Annotated in this window: 16 protein-coding genes and 1 pseudogene; 7 read left to right on the forward strand and 10 right to left on the reverse strand. The window is 36.6% G+C overall.

Annotated elements, in window-relative coordinates:
• The first annotated feature begins 165 nt into the window (after nt 1-165).
• The gene (locus VCASEI_RS05325) at nt 166-1,803 is read left to right on the forward strand and encodes a site-specific integrase (RefSeq protein WP_089110802.1); all 1,638 of its coding nucleotides are present in this window, start codon (nt 166-168) and stop codon (nt 1,801-1,803) included.
• Here VCASEI_RS05325 and VCASEI_RS05330 read toward each other — a convergent pair.
• Nucleotides 1,762-3,305 (reverse strand): IS3 family transposase gene (locus VCASEI_RS05330; RefSeq protein ID WP_110957763.1). Its coding sequence is split into 2 segments (ribosomal slippage): nt 1,762-2,840 and nt 2,840-3,305, totalling 1,545 coding nucleotides; the frame shifts between segments, so codons are not numbered across the junction. The genes VCASEI_RS05325 and VCASEI_RS05330 overlap by 42 nt on opposite strands.
• Nucleotides 3,306-3,975: 670 nt before the next feature.
• On the opposite strand from VCASEI_RS05330, the gene VCASEI_RS05340 reads away from it, so the two are divergent.
• A complete protein-coding gene (locus tag VCASEI_RS05340) occupies nt 3,976-5,043 on the forward strand; it encodes a hypothetical protein (RefSeq protein WP_089110909.1) in 1,068 nt (355 codons plus the stop codon).
• Nucleotides 5,044-5,109: 66 nt separating this feature from the next.
• Nucleotides 5,110-5,790, forward strand: a complete 681-nt coding sequence (locus tag VCASEI_RS05345) for a hypothetical protein (RefSeq protein ID WP_089110908.1) — start codon at nt 5,110-5,112, stop codon at nt 5,788-5,790.
• A 73-nt stretch (nt 5,791-5,863) separates the two neighbouring features.
• On the opposite strand, the gene VCASEI_RS05350 is transcribed toward VCASEI_RS05345, so the two are convergent.
• Nucleotides 5,864-6,421, reverse strand: a complete 558-nt coding sequence (locus tag VCASEI_RS05350; RefSeq protein ID WP_089110907.1) for a recombinase family protein — start codon at nt 6,419-6,421, stop codon at nt 5,864-5,866.
• Between the two features lie 365 nt (nt 6,422-6,786).
• Between VCASEI_RS05350 and VCASEI_RS05355 the strand changes: the two genes are divergently transcribed.
• Nucleotides 6,787-7,461, forward strand: a complete 675-nt coding sequence (locus tag VCASEI_RS05355; protein ID WP_089110906.1) for a hypothetical protein — start codon at nt 6,787-6,789, stop codon at nt 7,459-7,461.
• A gap of 7 nt (nt 7,462-7,468) precedes the next feature.
• Nucleotides 7,469-7,708 (forward strand): hypothetical protein, encoded by a 240-nt coding sequence (locus VCASEI_RS05360; protein WP_089110905.1) that lies wholly within the window; start codon nt 7,469-7,471, stop codon nt 7,706-7,708.
• 17 nt (nt 7,709-7,725) lie between these two features.
• On the opposite strand, the gene VCASEI_RS05365 is transcribed toward VCASEI_RS05360, so the two are convergent.
• The 6 genes from VCASEI_RS05365 to VCASEI_RS05385 form a co-directional block, all read right to left on the reverse strand.
• The gene (locus VCASEI_RS05365; RefSeq protein ID WP_089110904.1) at nt 7,726-8,181 is read right to left on the reverse strand and encodes a hypothetical protein; all 456 of its coding nucleotides are present in this window, start codon (nt 8,179-8,181) and stop codon (nt 7,726-7,728) included.
• Nucleotides 8,182-8,400: 219 nt separating this feature from the next.
• Nucleotides 8,401-9,651 carry a primase-helicase family protein gene (locus tag VCASEI_RS05370; RefSeq protein ID WP_089110903.1) on the reverse strand — a complete coding sequence of 417 codons (1,251 nt, stop codon included), beginning with the start codon at nt 9,649-9,651 and terminating at the stop codon, nt 8,401-8,403.
• On the reverse strand, nt 9,624-9,764 hold the full coding sequence (locus VCASEI_RS19415; RefSeq protein WP_162621024.1) for a hypothetical protein: 141 nt from the start codon (nt 9,762-9,764) through the stop codon (nt 9,624-9,626). Before VCASEI_RS19415 ends, VCASEI_RS05370 begins: the two co-directional genes overlap by 28 nt.
• Nucleotides 9,761-10,207 carry a hypothetical protein gene (locus VCASEI_RS05375; protein WP_089110902.1) on the reverse strand — a complete coding sequence of 149 codons (447 nt, stop codon included), beginning with the start codon at nt 10,205-10,207 and terminating at the stop codon, nt 9,761-9,763. The genes VCASEI_RS19415 and VCASEI_RS05375 overlap by 4 nt, the downstream gene beginning before the upstream one ends.
• Nucleotides 10,204-10,512: a hypothetical protein gene (locus VCASEI_RS05380; RefSeq protein ID WP_089110901.1), complete on the reverse strand. Its 309-nt coding sequence runs from the start codon at nt 10,510-10,512 to the stop codon at nt 10,204-10,206. The genes VCASEI_RS05375 and VCASEI_RS05380 overlap by 4 nt, the downstream gene beginning before the upstream one ends.
• Entirely contained in the window at nt 10,496-10,702 is a 207-nt protein-coding gene (locus VCASEI_RS05385; protein ID WP_089110900.1) for a hypothetical protein, read from the reverse strand. The genes VCASEI_RS05380 and VCASEI_RS05385 overlap by 17 nt, the downstream gene beginning before the upstream one ends.
• 896 nt (nt 10,703-11,598) lie before the next feature.
• Between VCASEI_RS05385 and VCASEI_RS19635 the strand changes: the two are divergent.
• A pseudogene (locus VCASEI_RS19635) lies at nt 11,599-11,765 on the forward strand (coniferyl-aldehyde dehydrogenase); the annotation flags it as partial.
• A gap of 211 nt (nt 11,766-11,976) precedes the next feature.
• Here the strand turns inward: VCASEI_RS19635 and VCASEI_RS05400 are convergent.
• The gene (locus VCASEI_RS05400) at nt 11,977-12,561 is read right to left on the reverse strand and encodes an NAD(P)H-dependent oxidoreductase (protein WP_086959204.1); all 585 of its coding nucleotides are present in this window, start codon (nt 12,559-12,561) and stop codon (nt 11,977-11,979) included.
• A 166-nt stretch (nt 12,562-12,727) separates the two neighbouring features.
• Between VCASEI_RS05400 and VCASEI_RS05405 the strand changes: the two genes are divergently transcribed.
• Nucleotides 12,728-13,615 carry a LysR family transcriptional regulator gene (locus tag VCASEI_RS05405; RefSeq protein WP_089110899.1) on the forward strand — a complete coding sequence of 296 codons (888 nt, stop codon included), beginning with the start codon at nt 12,728-12,730 and terminating at the stop codon, nt 13,613-13,615.
• 31 nt (nt 13,616-13,646) lie between these two features.
• On the opposite strand, the gene yddG is transcribed toward VCASEI_RS05405, so the two are convergent.
• On the reverse strand, nt 13,647-14,567 hold the full coding sequence (gene yddG / locus VCASEI_RS05410) for an aromatic amino acid DMT transporter YddG (protein WP_089110898.1): 921 nt from the start codon (nt 14,565-14,567) through the stop codon (nt 13,647-13,649).
• Nucleotides 14,568-14,929 lie beyond the last annotated feature (362 nt).

Here is a 14,929-nt window from a genome sequence, read left to right on the forward strand (position 1 = left end):
GCAATCTTACATTGCAAGGTGGCATGTAACTTATTGAATTGTTTTAAGTGTTATGCAAATTTATATTGCAAACATCACTACCTGTAATTCCTGTTTTAAATCAGATACTTACCTTCATTTGAGCGTTATTTCTACGATTTGGTCTAACCTATTGGACTAATCAAAATGAATTATATATTTCGTGATAAATCTTCTGGTATTTTTTACTTTCGATTTCAAATCCCGCCACAATTCAGATCCCTTTTTGAAAATAAGTGTGTTATAAAAAAATCCCTGAAAACATATAACCGCAATGATGCGAGATTAAAAGCGTTAAAGCTGGAACTGGAGGTTAGGGAAAGGATGACGAAAGATGATGAGATAGTGCTGTCTTATGTGGTTGCTAAGAAAACATTAGTAATGACAAGTATAGTTAATTATTTGGATGTTAATAAAGCTCCTTCAGTTTTTCTCAAAGCTACTCAAGATCTTGTTGATAGATACAATATAGAAGACAAGGATAGTTTTGAAGAATTTATTCTCACGGGAGTAGATTTCGACACTGCAAGGTTAAATGCGATATACAATCCTGATAAGGGTACGCCAGCGGAACAAGCGAATACCTTTATGAAAATCACACCATTAGCGAAAGAGCTTCCTTTGGCACAAAGAATTCAGCTCAAAACACAACTCACTCGATTATTTAACTGTGCCCTTAATGTGCGGAAATGTATTGCGGATGGTAGGTCGGATAAAGTCGGAAAGATTCTTGCGGATTTTGAAAGTTATTTATCGGAAGAAGGTAGGGCTGAAAAGCTAAGAGCTGGAGAATCAATAGACAGAGTTCAGCAAGCACCTAAACCAAAAGCGGTTAATATAAATACTGTGCTGGAAAGTTACAGAAAGGAAAGTTTAACCAAGGGCACGTCAGAAAAAACTGTTAATACTAAAGTCGCTCAAGTTAGGACATTGCACGAACTTATTCAGAAACAAAACATGCTGGAAGTAAACCGTGATGATGCAAACAAAGGGCTGGAGATGGCAAGGTTGTATCCCAAGGATGTAAGGCAAGAGAGAAATAAAAAACATTTCAATGGTCTGACTGCTGACAAAGTTGTGAGAAAAAACAGAAAGTTAGAGTTACCATTAATCAATGAAACTACGGCAAATAGGTACGTTGAAAATGCCAGTACAATATATAAGTGGGCTAAGCAACATAATCTGATCTCTTACAATCCGTGGGAAGGTTTAGGGCATAGAACAGATAAGCGGAAGAAAGATAGCGATAAAAAGTTACCTTTCGATGAGGCTGACTTGAAATTAATCTTCGGGGATAAGGTGTTTAAAGGTGGAGACTTGGGTAAAAGTTCCAAGACACGATTGCCATTAAATTATAAATACTGGATGCCGTTAATCGCTTTACATACTGGTATGCGCCCCAGTGAAATAGCACAACTTTATAAAGAAGATGTAGAAGAAATTGAAGGGATTTGGTGTTTTAAGTTACAAGCGAATCGAGAAGATCAAAGTTTAAAAAATAGAAATGCTTGGCGAATAGTACCTTTACACTCTGAATTGATTAGGTTGGGGCTGGTGGACTTTATACACCAAGTAAAGGCAGGAGAAAGGTTATTTAAGGAACTTAATTATAGTAAAAATGATAAGTACCTGAGAGCTGTTACTGGCTGGTTTAAAAAGACTTATGATTTCAATGGGCAAAGTAAAACTTTTTACAGTTTCCGTCATACGGTGTTTGTCAAACTAGTTGTCGCGATCACTACGTTATGCACTCTCAGCCTTGACACTATTTTGTTCAGGGTTTAAGTACACTTCTTTTGGTAAATCCCAATTACGGATATTACCGCTCCAGCGCTCAGGGTGAGCATCTTTAGCACCTTGATAAACTTCTTTTCTATTAGCCAATATGTCACCCGCTAATCCTGAATGCCTTTGATGTGGGCTGACGTATTTGATGCCACTATGTTTGTGGTTAAAATTATACCAGTGGCTAAATTTCAACACCCAACTACGCGCCTCATCAATTGTTGAAAACCCTTTATACGGATAGTCAGGGCGATATTTACACGTTTTAAATATCGACTCAGCATAAGCATTATCATTGCTCACCCTAGGACGATTAAAAGACGACACGACACCTAAACTATAAAGTGTTTCAAGCATTGATGAGCCTTTCATTGGGCTTCCATTATCCGAATGCAGTACCAGAGGATTATCTTTAACTCCTTCTTTTAAATGAGCTTTCTTAATTAATATTGATGCATTTTCTGCTGATTCGTCATCATGAATTTCCCATCCAACAATCTTTCGACTAAATATATCGAGTATCAAATATAAATAAAAATGCAGCCCTTTAGCGGGGCCTGGTAACCAAGTAATATCCCAACACCACACTTGGTTTGGCCCTGTAGCACAGTGTGTCGTCGGTACTTTTCTCTCTTTTATCTGACTACGTCCGCGAGCGTTTTGCTGTTTTTCTTCATGAAGAACACGATAATATGTTGATTCAGAAGCAAGATAAATACCCTCATCTGCTAATGTAGGGACGATTTGGCTTGGTGGTAAGCTCTTAAAATCATCGCTATTAACGATGGCTAATATGTTATCTCTCTCTGCTTTTGATAGCTTATTTTTTGGCTCAGGGCGCTGAGATATTGGTCTACCATCTGTTTTTATGTTCCCGTCAACAGTCCAACGTTGATACGTCCGGACACTGATCCCAAGTTCACGGCAAGCTTTAAACTTTGGCGCACCAGAACTCACAGCTTCATTAACTAGTTTAACTGCTTGAATGCGAGCTGAGTCGAGGATCATTCGTCCTCGGCTTCCCCCCAGATCGCATTTGCTTTTTTTCTTAACACCAATAGTGCTGCGGTTTCAGCGAGTGCCTTATCTTTTCGACGTAGCTCCTTTTCTAATTGATTGATCTGTTTTTTATCTTTCTTTGTTTCGGTGGAGAAGGCTTTTTCTTGCTCTTTAACGTTAGCGTTTGCATCTATACACGCATTTCGCCAAGCCGATACTTGTTCCACATAAAGACCTTTGCCTCGGCAATATTCCGCTAACTCAGCTTGATTTAAAGAGGCTGTTTCCAACACGACTGAGAATTTATTTGCTGATGACCACTGCTCAGCATTCTTTCCATCACCTGGCACTAAATGCCCCTTATCAATTGCTTGTTTTCGCCAATTATACAAGGTTGATTCACCAATCCCCATCTCGATTGATAATTGGGCTATTGCTATATTATTTGGAGGCATCATCTTCTGAAGAGCCGACTCTTTGCTTTGCGCTGAATAATGTTTCATTGTTACTCCACGCCCTCTGTTTAATGGTTGAATATTAAGCGCGACAACTAGTCTGACAGAGAGGGCATACGTTTATCAATGAATTTAAACAAAAAGGTGACTATGATGCGGTGCTGTGTGCGTTAGTGGGGCATGAGCATGGGTCGATTACTTTCGATATTTATGGTGGGGATATTAAACCTGCGGTATTGAAAGAGAGGATAGAGCAGATTAATTTTAAAAATTTACTGGAAGAGGTAGAGCATTGCTCAACATCTAAGTAATGGCTGGGGGAAATATCCCCCTTATTTTAAAATATATTACTCGGCTAACTTGTCTTTGTTCTTCTGAGTTACAATCAGGAAGACCACATACCCGATCCAAGATGTAAATGCGGTTATCAGAAACCAAGCAAACTTTGCACCACCGTGAGAGCGTTTCGAGATTAGAACGTGAACGGCTGGAAACCATGTTAGGATTACAAGCAATATTTGCCACAACGTGATGCTACCCATTTGAGTTCCTTCTTTGAATAGATAAATAAAAACCCCAAGATACCTTTTGTTATGGAATTGTCAAACGACATCACTTAGAATGATGCTTATGAATTGTGTTGAATAAATGCTATTTCTCTAGAAAATGGATCTTAAATATTCTTGAAAAAAAAGCATATTATTAATAAAGGGATATTATGGCAGACAATAATAATTTGAATAATGATAAATATGTAAATATTAACATACACAATCAAAAGTTAACAAAGGTAAAACTAGGGTATGAGTGGAAAATCATATTGTTATCTTTCCTTCCTGACATGAAAGATTCATTTGGAATTGGTTTGGCTTTGTTACCAATATATATTTTTCTATACTTAATTTTGGAGTTTATAGCACCTCAGTTAATTGCTATACCTTTAGTTTCGTTTTTATTACCTAATATTTTATACGCTGCATTCAGAAATAAAATATTTTTGAAGGACTGTATTGAAAAAGATTTCCAATTTCACTTAGTGGAAGGAACAACAAAGGAAGATCTTGAAAGGTATTTAGCTTGTAAAGTTTCAAATGAAATATTTATGAAAGAAAAAGATTCATATGAAGATAAAAACAAAAAAGAATATTGTTTCCAATGCAAAAAAGAAATAATTTCAAACTCTAATTTCTGTAGCCACTGTGGATGTGAAGTTTCAAGTAGTTCAGTTCAGGTGGATTCTAACAATCTAACGATAGAAGTGTATGATCCATGGTTTAATAAAAATCGAATAAAAAAAAGCATTGTTGATGGAGATAAAAATAAAATAGAAGAATCAGAAGGAAAAGACACCAACAATAAAGCTACAAAACCAGATAAAAAGAACCATCGACTATGTATATCTTCACTAATATTTTTAATTTTCTTAATTGCATTTAGTAATAACTCTGAGGAAAATAAATTACCCATTGAAGATAAAGTTAGATTATGCAAAGAATACATTGGAGTTATGTTCAATAAAAGCACATCAATTATAAATCACTATCGTACACATAAGGGTTTAATTTATGTAGAATATACTAGGCAATTTGACAACACTAATTGGAAATATGTATGTAGTATTGAAAATGATAAAATGGTTTGGGCTACATGGTTTCCTGATATACAAGAATGGGGAAGATGGAGGTTTGAAGATGAAGTGAATCTTAAATATAAACCTAAATTTATAAGTTTCCAAGCGCCAGATACAGGCAAAAGAGTTGTGATTGCTTCTGATTATATAAAGTAATTATTATTTAGCTTAATATTCAAAGAGCTTACCTTTAAGGTGTTTTGATTTTTAAAAGGATTTTTAATGAAAGTGATAATTTGCCCAGAATGTAAACAGGAAGAATCTAATCAATATGCCAAGTTTTGTAGTTATTGTGGACATGTAATTGAAACCAAAATAGTTGAGACGGATCCTATTACCAGAAAAGTGGAAGATTATGAACAATGGCTTAATAAAAATAGATATAAAAAGGCTTATGCTGGTGAACCTGATTTTATGTATGTGAGAAAGGTTAATAAGCAACATAAATATATGCATAAAATGAATCTATCAGAGTTAGTTATTAATAATGAAATTAAGGAAGCTGATACATCTCAATCTGCAATTAGAATTGGATTAAAAGAAAACTTGATTACATTAGAAATAAAATATTTAACAGGTGAAACGGATAAGTTTCTATTTTTTATCACAGTAAACAAAGAAAAATATGTTGAACCCTTTGTGTCTAAACTTGATGAATGGGATATTCAATATAAATTGCCAGAAGATCAAACAACTAAATCAATAAAAAAAATGGGGCTGGCAGGAGCTGTAGGTTTTGCTATTGCGGGGCCTATAGGTGCAGTTGCAGGAGCTTATATAGCCAATGGTAGAGACATTCCGATCATTTTAAAACATAAAAAAGTTAATCTAGTATTAAAAGGAAAAATTAAAGATCGTTTTATTGCGGAGCTTCAAGAATTAGATTTTTATAATAAAAATTAGGTTAATATAGATCGACTTGCTTAACGTCTAAGTAGTGGCGAGGGGGAAAATATCCACCTTTCTTTAAAATATATCATTTTAAGCGGTAGTAAGTATCTCGGCTGATTCCGGCAAGTTTACAGGCTTTACTGACGGGAAGTTTATTGGTTTCTATAAGAGACTTCACTTCCTCAACGGCTTTTAGTGTAACGGGGGAAACCTGTTTGCCTTTGTACTTGCCTTCGGCTTGGGCACGTTCGATGCCTATTGCTTGCTTCTCCAGAATTTGTTCTCGTTGCATTTCAGCAACACTGGCAAAAATAGAGGCAATCATTTTACCTATTCCGTTAGTTACGTCCCCACAACCTAAATCGTGTACCTTTAGACTAACACCAAGATCTTTACACTTGTCTAGGAAACCTACTGCATCCGCTGTATTACGTCCTACTCGACTCATATCATACACTATTACCGTATCACCAGATTTAAGAGAATCCACCAGCTGACTAAAGACTGGGCGGTTGACTAAATCTTTGCCTGATTCCTGTTCTTCCAATACGACATCAGCCTTGTAATGCTTGAGAAGTTCAGCTGATTGCTGTTTTACGTTCTGGTGTTTGGTGCTGGTGCGAGCATAGATGTAAGTTGTCATAGTTAAACCTCCTGTCCGATTTGATACCTATATCATACTGTGTCAGATTAAGATTGTAAAGTAATCTATATCGGACAGTTGTTGGGTGAACGGTAACACTATAGTCAAAAAAGACAGTATTTCGGGGAATAAAGACACATTAAAAAAGAGGTTATTGCGACACTTAGTGTACGGTTTTAAAGGGCTGAGGGTAAATAAAATGGTGTTTTAAAAAAAGTTGTGTTAATGCAGTGTAGCGTGTGCAAGTTGTTTAGCAAAATCCTAGAGTTAAACCTTGATAAATACCGTGTGCAACTAGAACGGTTATAGTAACATTGCCAGCACCATAGGAAATGAATATAAAAATTGGTTTGAAATAAATTTAAATGAAAATAAAAACCACATTAATACTGCTAAGTGTTTTACTAATCGGTTGCAGTTCGAATATTGATATTGACAAAGATATTGATGGAAAACTTGATGCTTACAGTGTCATTCAGAGAAATCTATGTCCTGATCAGCTCAAAAATTTCCAATACAATAAAACCGAAAAACGAACTAATTTATCTTATCAATGTGGTTCATCATCAATTAAAACTAGGATAACCATTGGTCAGAGTGTGGATGCGAATTTATTGTATAAATTTGTACCTAACGACTATTTTATGACTTATTCGGGGTTTGAGCTTGAAGAAATTATTCTCTTATATAAAGAATACTTTTCTGACAATACAATGGATATCAAAGAAATATCAGCTTCCGGTGGCGGATTCGACTTTAGCACCAAAAGTCATCAAAATGTAAACTTGATTGCTGACGTAGGCGATGGTAAAAGAGATATTATCGAGATGCATGAGCAAACGATAGATTTTTTACATAAATTCCAAGCTTTTAGCTGCAAAGGGCAACCTCTAAAAGTTCAGGAAATAAAATGGTTCAAGTATGCATACAACATGAGCAGTGCCAAAGTTTCATGCAATGGAGATATATATATCATCCCTAATTATGCTAATGACCTTAATTTAGAAAAATACACAACTGAGAAAATTTTATTTAAGTGAGATTGCTATGAAAAAAACGTACTTATTAGCTATGAGTCTACCAGTTTTTTTAGCAGCGTGTTCTAATACAGAATATGCTGAATCGATGCCGAATCCCAAAGAAGAAGTCGTTGAGTCCCGTATGGATATAGTGCAAAATTTAGATGCTGTTTATTGCAAGCAAAAAGGGTTTTCAGCTTTTAATGAGTCTACTAAATATTATACATTTTCCTGTAAAGATGGCGCACCATTCAGAATACCAAAGTAAATCAAGAACCAGCATTACTAAATAGACAAGCGAGGATGGAAATCATCTTCGAAAAACCACTCCATACCCTCGTTTGACATCTTGTTTTGAGATTGCTTCGAAAGTTTAGTGCTGGATTTGAATACTACTATCATGCGTTTGTCGAATGCTCGCAGGGATGATTGCACTTTAGCTTGTTTATAGAGTGAGTGATTCCAGCCGTGATCAAGTTGATACTTAATACAATCACGGCCTTTAAAGTCGATTTGTTTCTGGTGAGCAGTGTCTGCAATTAGCTTAGTCTTTTTGTTGTTAAGCTGGTGGCATTTAAACTCAATCCAGCAATTCCATTCAGTGCAATAAAAGTCAGGTTTTGCGCGAAAAGGGGTTCCGTCATTGTCGTGGAATGTGTATGGGTAAAAGTCGTCCGCGCAAAGGATTAGGGATGGATTGCGCTGGTGGAAAAGTTGTTCTTCGGTTGAATCGTATTTCATTTTAAAAGTTTCCTTGTGTTATGCATAAGCTCGTAATCCCAGAATGACAGACGAGGACAAGCCTCATCCATCATTAGGATGATTTTTCGCTATTAGCTATTAGTGAGAGTTTCGGTTGGTGGCTCTACAAGTTCTACAAAACGCTGGGAGCGCTTATTGGATAAGGGGTTGAGTTAACACTTAGGTTCTACAAAAGGTTCTACAGTGGTTCTACACGTTCTACAAAAGTCGTTGCGGTTGTTGTTCTGCATAATATTCTTTTGCTTGTTTTGGTTTCCAACCTTTAGGAATCCACCAGTTGGATCTTCCACTTCCATCTATATCTATGCTTTTAGTCTGGCAGTAGTTTAAAGCTAGTGTTTTAGCTAAATCTGGTTTATCACTGAATCTTGATTGGAGAGACTCAAGTTTAAAAACCTTGTTTTCCTCACACCATTCTTTGACTTCCTCTTCCTCAAAACTGGAGGACAAGCTAATAATGCTTTTTAAAGTGTCAGTCTGATAAGTGGCTTTGGGGTTGAATCCATCTAAGCTGAGTGTCATTAGGTAGCTGTATATTTGAGTCAAACCATCATCGGCAAGATAAGCATCCATACCTTCAAGATATTCGGCTGTTGAAGCTTGGTCTTCGGGTAGCTCTATATAACTGGGAGCAAACCAGCGTCTATCTTGAGATTCGATTGGAAAAGGACGTGCCTTATTACTGTTTAACCAGATACGGGTAAACACAGGAACAGTCGTTCGGTTTTCATACTTCGGTTCTACACTGGCATACTCCTCACTTAGCTTCGATTTCATTCGGCCGTAAACATTTCTTGAAGTGGTGGATTCGCAATCGTCTAAGATGCAAAGTTGAGTATTAAACAAGTGGATGCTGTTCTTATCCAAGAAATTAGAATAAGTTGATTCACACAATGAAACTTGATTACTACCGATTAAAGGCATGAGGATTTCTTTGTATAAATAGCCTTTGCCCGTTCCGTGGTCTGACGTAACCATGATATGCCAGCTCGGGCGTTCTGCTGGTCGTTGAAACATATGTGCCAACCATTGCAAGATAACTTTTCGTTCTTCCCCTATTGGAAACATGCGTGCCATGTAACTGAGAAAGGGTTGAATGTTTGTGACTTCCCCAACTTTGAATTGCGGTGCTGTATATTTATTAACTGTATGCAAATTTAAAAGTTCATTAGATAAAGCTAAGGCTGGTTTAGCTGGATGGTAGCTGTTACCAATCAAAGCAGGGAGAGAGGCTTGCACATAGGCGTGCCAATCGTCCCAATCCAAGTCAGGGCATGCTTTATTAAATGCTGGTACAAGTGTACCTAGGTGCGTTTTAGTTGGTTCGAGATTAGGATTATCAGCTGGGACATATAACGTTTTTCCCTTGTCATCATTCCAAATCCCGATCCCGTTAGACTTTAACTTCTCAATAAACTGTTTTACTTCTTGTGGTGTTGTTGAGCGCATACCTGACTCCCTTGTTTAACTAACATTTCTAAAACTTTAATCGGATTCATATCCAGTTCACGGCTTAATGGCATAACAATATCCATAATTTCTTTGGTCATTTTGTAGTTCATTTTTGAGATTCCTTTAGAGCGTTGAATAGTTGTTTTTTGTACTCGGCTTCTTTAGCTACTTGTGCTTGCTCTGCTTCCTGACGTTCCAGTTCGATGAATTCCGCAAGTTGTTCATCAATCCATTGTTGCTGTTTAGCTTCAAGGTCTGCTTGATAATCTGCTCGCGCTTTCTCTAAAGATTCGGCAAGGTTTGATTTGATTTTTGCTGCTGGAATGCCATAAATAAGCTCAATGCAGCCATTTCTTTTTATATTAAAGTCGTATTCGCTGTGAGTGTATTTTGCTTTTAACTTTGCCTGTAAATCAGCAAACATAGCTGGGTAGTTTCCATAAAAAACTTTAATAGTTGACTTGTTTAGTGCTCGGGCGTTGGCTTCAAGTGCCTGTAGTTCTTCTTCGTTAAATTGGTGTGGGCATTGTTGTAAGAGTTGTTCGATTTTCATTTTAAAAGCTCCTCAATTTGAGTTTGGGTTAAGTTCTTTTTCCACCAGTACATTCCTCCAGTGGTCAGGTATTTTTGATATCCAGCTTTGGTTAAAACCAGTTGAACGAGTTGATTATCTTTTTTGTGTTGGGCTATAGATTGAAACTTAAAGGGCTTTGTTTGCTGGTGGATTAGAGCAAGAATTTCTTCGTTATCGGCGAATAAAAGTGCAGCTACTTTTTCAAGTTTTTTAAGCTTGAAGGGGTCGGCTCGGTGTTGATAACGTGCCCTATGAATGTCACTGAAATCAATGTTTAGTAGCATTGGCAATCACTCCTTTTAAGCGGTCGCAGTACACCAATACAGTGCGTGGTGATAGGTTGGGGGTTAAGTTAGCCTTTAGGATTTCTTCGGCTGATAGGCCGTTTAGAAGGGCTTGGATGATAACTAAGTTGTTGTGAGCGGATGGCAATTGCTGGCAATAAATAGCACAGGCTTTATCAGTAATTTGCATAAGTTTCCTTAAATTTTGAACGCAAAAATCCCTACCCAAATATGCTCGGGCAAGGCTTAGAGTTTTAGGAGAAAAATAGGTAAGAGACTCGATTAATTTCTCAAGTCCATATGGTTATTATAACATTAAAACGGATTTTATGCAAGCAACCTATTGACAGCCAATTCATAGTGTAGTATGTGATTCTTGTTCGGTAAGGTAGAGTATGTTATAAATGGTTGGACTAAATTGCTAAACCGAATAAAATCGCGAAAGGTTAAGTGTTTGACTATAGAGATAATTTTAGAGTCTCTGTTGTGGGGGCTGGGGCTTCCACCTTTCTGATGTTTGAAAAATAAGTCTGCATAAATTGCAAAGAAGTTTGCATATTTGCAGGATAAGTCTGCATAGTCTACTTTTAGTTGTAAGTTTACAACAAAATGGACTTCGGCATGTTTGATCAAACTAAAAAATCCTCCCACGTTCATAACATCTCAAAATTTATGAGTTTGAAGAACAATGCTGCCGTTCGTACCATGTCGATACTAGACTTAGACATGTGCTTCTACCTTGAATATTCCCCAGTACCTCATAAACTAATGGCTTTTTTACGATTTTGATGCTCGCCAATGCCGTTATAGACCTGATTTTAATATCGTTAATACGAAAAGTGAGGAAACATTCATCGAGCAAAAATCTATAACATTGATTTCAGAGCACGTTTTTAGGCCAAATAAGAGTTTTCATTGAAATATTTGAATAAGAAACACATCTTAATTACTGAAAAGCCAATCTGTATAAACCCCGTTTTAAATGATTGAAAGAAGACCATAAAATATTGAACTAAGGACCACTTATTGTTGAAAAAGGAGTTTTAAAGATAATAAATTTATAGATATTGTTTTTTATATTGAGTTGGCCCGTTACTCCCTGTGCATCCGTATCATTCGATAGATGAAGTTTGTGATTATATTTCCAATAGGCCTCGTCCTTGACTTGCTATTTATTTAGCTCAAATGAGTAAGATAGAGAACACGTTTTACAAAAAACACATAGTGGTGGGGTGACGATCAATGATTGGGGATAATACCAACGCACCAACGATTATGATTGCAGAAAATTGCAGATGTGATTAAACAAACTTATGGGCTATGAATTACTTTAGACACCCTAAAAGAAATAAAAGCGTTAACTTGATTCGGAATGTATTTCGAGTGTGGGTCTTGCGCAACGATATTCTGAGCCGTAATAGATTACGGCTCAGAATATACGTTTTTGATGTTATTTAGGCGTGGTTACATCGTGAAGAAGGTGTCTAAATGTTCTTTATATCGTTTAATGTCATGATCAATTGTCGGATTTTTAATTACATCATTGCTCATGAAGGTGGTGAGTGGTTTCATGCCCAAAAACTGATGTGCTTTATGCATCGCTAAATAAACACCGTCCACGCCTGCACCTTCAAAGAATTGATTTGGATCCGTAAAGGCTTCGGTAGGAGCATTCCAGGTAACAGAAAGCATATATTGTTTCTCTTGTAATAGGCCACCTGAACCATATTTATGGTCTGAATTTTGGCGAGAGCGGCCGTCACTTTGATATAGTCGACCGTGGCCAATAGTAAAAACCTCATCGATATATTTTTTAACTATCCATGGTACTCCCATCCACCAAGCGGGGGTTTGTTGAATGATAATATCGGCCCACATCCATTTATTTATTTCATCTCCAATGTCATAACCGGCATCTATCGAGGTGACTTTCACTTCATGATTTAGGTCAAGCAAATGCTGTTTGGCGACCGTGGTCATGGTGTCATTTAGCTCTCCTTTAGAGTGACCAAAGTTTTTACCACCATTTAAAATTAATATTTTTTTCATTGTCTATTGCCTTGTCATATAAAAGTTTGAAATCCATATTGAAGATTTCACATTCTTTATTCGTTTTTAAAATTTTGGGTGCAATTTATTTTGGCAGGAGTATAAGGAAAGCTAACGTTGACTAAAAGTCACCATATATCAAAATGCTTTTGCGTAAGGATCAATAATGAAAGTTACGATTAACGAACTCTATACTTTCATTAGTATTGTAGATAAAGGCACAATCAGTGAGGCTTCTGAGCACTTAGATATCACTGTTTCAGCGGCAAGCAGAGCATTGTCTCGATTAGAAAACAAGCTTAATACTGCATTGTTTAGGCGTAACACACGACGCTTAGAATTAACGGAAGAAGGGGAAAAGTATTTATCGCGCGTGCGGAGTATTTTAAATGATCTTGAGGCGGCTGAAGATATGTTAATGCAACGTAAAAACATACCTTCAGGAAAGCTTAGGATCGATGCTGCAACTCCCTTTATGTTGCACGTTCTTGTTCCGCTCATTGATAAATATAATCACACTTATCCGCAAGTTGAAATTGAGTTGGTGAACAATGAAAACTTAATCGACTTATTAGAAAAAAGAACAGATATTGCTATCCGTATTGGTGAGTTAAAAGATTCAACATTAAGTGCAACACCATTAGGTTTAACGCAAGTTCGGATTTTAGCTAGCCCTGATTATTTGAAAAAAAATGGTACACCTAAAGACGTAGAAGAATTAATGAATCATAAATTATTAGGATTCAGCTCGTTAGAAAAGTTAAATGATTGGCCTATTTACGATAGCTTTAATAATTTATTGCATATTCAGCCCACGATAAAAGCCGATAGTGGAGAAACATTAAGACAACTTGCTTTGTGTGGCACAGGTATTATTTGTTTATCGGATTTCATGACACATAAAGATGTGGCGGCAGGGCGATTAATTCAGTTATTAGTGTCGAGTACTCTTAAAGTAGAGAAGCCGGTTAATATTGTTTATTATCGAAACCGAGAGTTATCGAAACGCGTGAGTTCATTTATTGAATTTTTAAAGACAGAAGTGAAGCTGTAAAAAAGCTTAAAGATGGGAGTTAAATCGTCACTTAACTACCCACTTTAATATTTATTGGTTGAGTTTTTTCACGAGTAACAAAGTAACAAATCAACGAACCTAATGTTACCAGTGCTACGCCTTGCCAGAAAGTCCCAGTTAGGGCAATGGACAAGTAAATTGAAGAGAATAATGTTGAAAAGACAGGGGTGAAATACGACAACGTTCCCAATAACATGATGTTTCCACCAATAATGGCTTGGTTCCATAATGCATAACCAGCGCCCATAATTATACCCGCCAGCAATAATGTTATTGTTGAGCTTAACGTAAAGGTTGGATTGATTTCATGGCTGAAGAAAAACTTGATCCATAACGTGATTGCGGTCGCTGTAAAAAATAACGTCATGCCATTTTTACCATTACTTAACTGCTTGGTGATAAAACAATAGGCAGCCCAAATAAAGGCTCCTGAAAATGCCATCAAATAGGCGATGGGGTTTTTCGTTATATTGTCCATTAATATACGGATAGAAATGCCATTCTCACCAGATATACACCAAGCTACACCAATAAAAGTAATAAGCACGCTAGGATAAATTAATGGGTTTACTTTGCGCTTACCTAAGATTGCGGTGAATAATATGGTGAGTGCTGGCCATAAGTAATTGATGATGGCCATTTCCATGGCTTGGTAGCGGTTATTAGCCATACCTAATGAAAGAGCAAAACAAATTTCGTATGCGACGAATAATATTGTTCCTATAATTAGGTAGCGGGCGGGAAAATCTTTAATTTTGGGTATGCCCATGACCAAGATTAAAAAAATGGCACTAATGGTATATATCATGGCGGCACCGCCAATGGGGCTAAAAAGCTCAGAAATATCGCGAATAAGTGCAACAACACTACTCCACAGCAATATTGCGATAATACCAAAAAGTGTGTATTTATTTTGTTTAAAAAAAGGCATTCTGTCTCTAATATCAAATTCAGTGATGACAATCCAAAGTATCAGTAATTTTTGGTATGAACAATGGGTAATTAATTGATATGAAGTTGATTGTATGGTGTGTGGTGATTAGGATTATTTTTTGTATATATTTTTAGGATTAAAAAGGAAGTGTTATGAGATTTATTTGGCTTAAATTATTCATTACTATTTTAATATTTTCCGCATTGTTTGGTGCTGTCTATTACAAGGTGCAGCATGGCATATGATTCTATGATCATTGGGGTTTCATTCACTTGTCGCTTCACGGCAACTCCAATTACTGGGGTAGAATTAGAGATGAAAAAGGCGATAACCAGCTTCGGTATATCGCCTTTTTTAAT

Origin of the sequence: Vibrio casei (assembly GCF_002218025.2) — a bacterium.
Taxonomy (GTDB): Bacteria; Pseudomonadota; Gammaproteobacteria; order Enterobacterales; family Vibrionaceae; genus Vibrio; species Vibrio casei.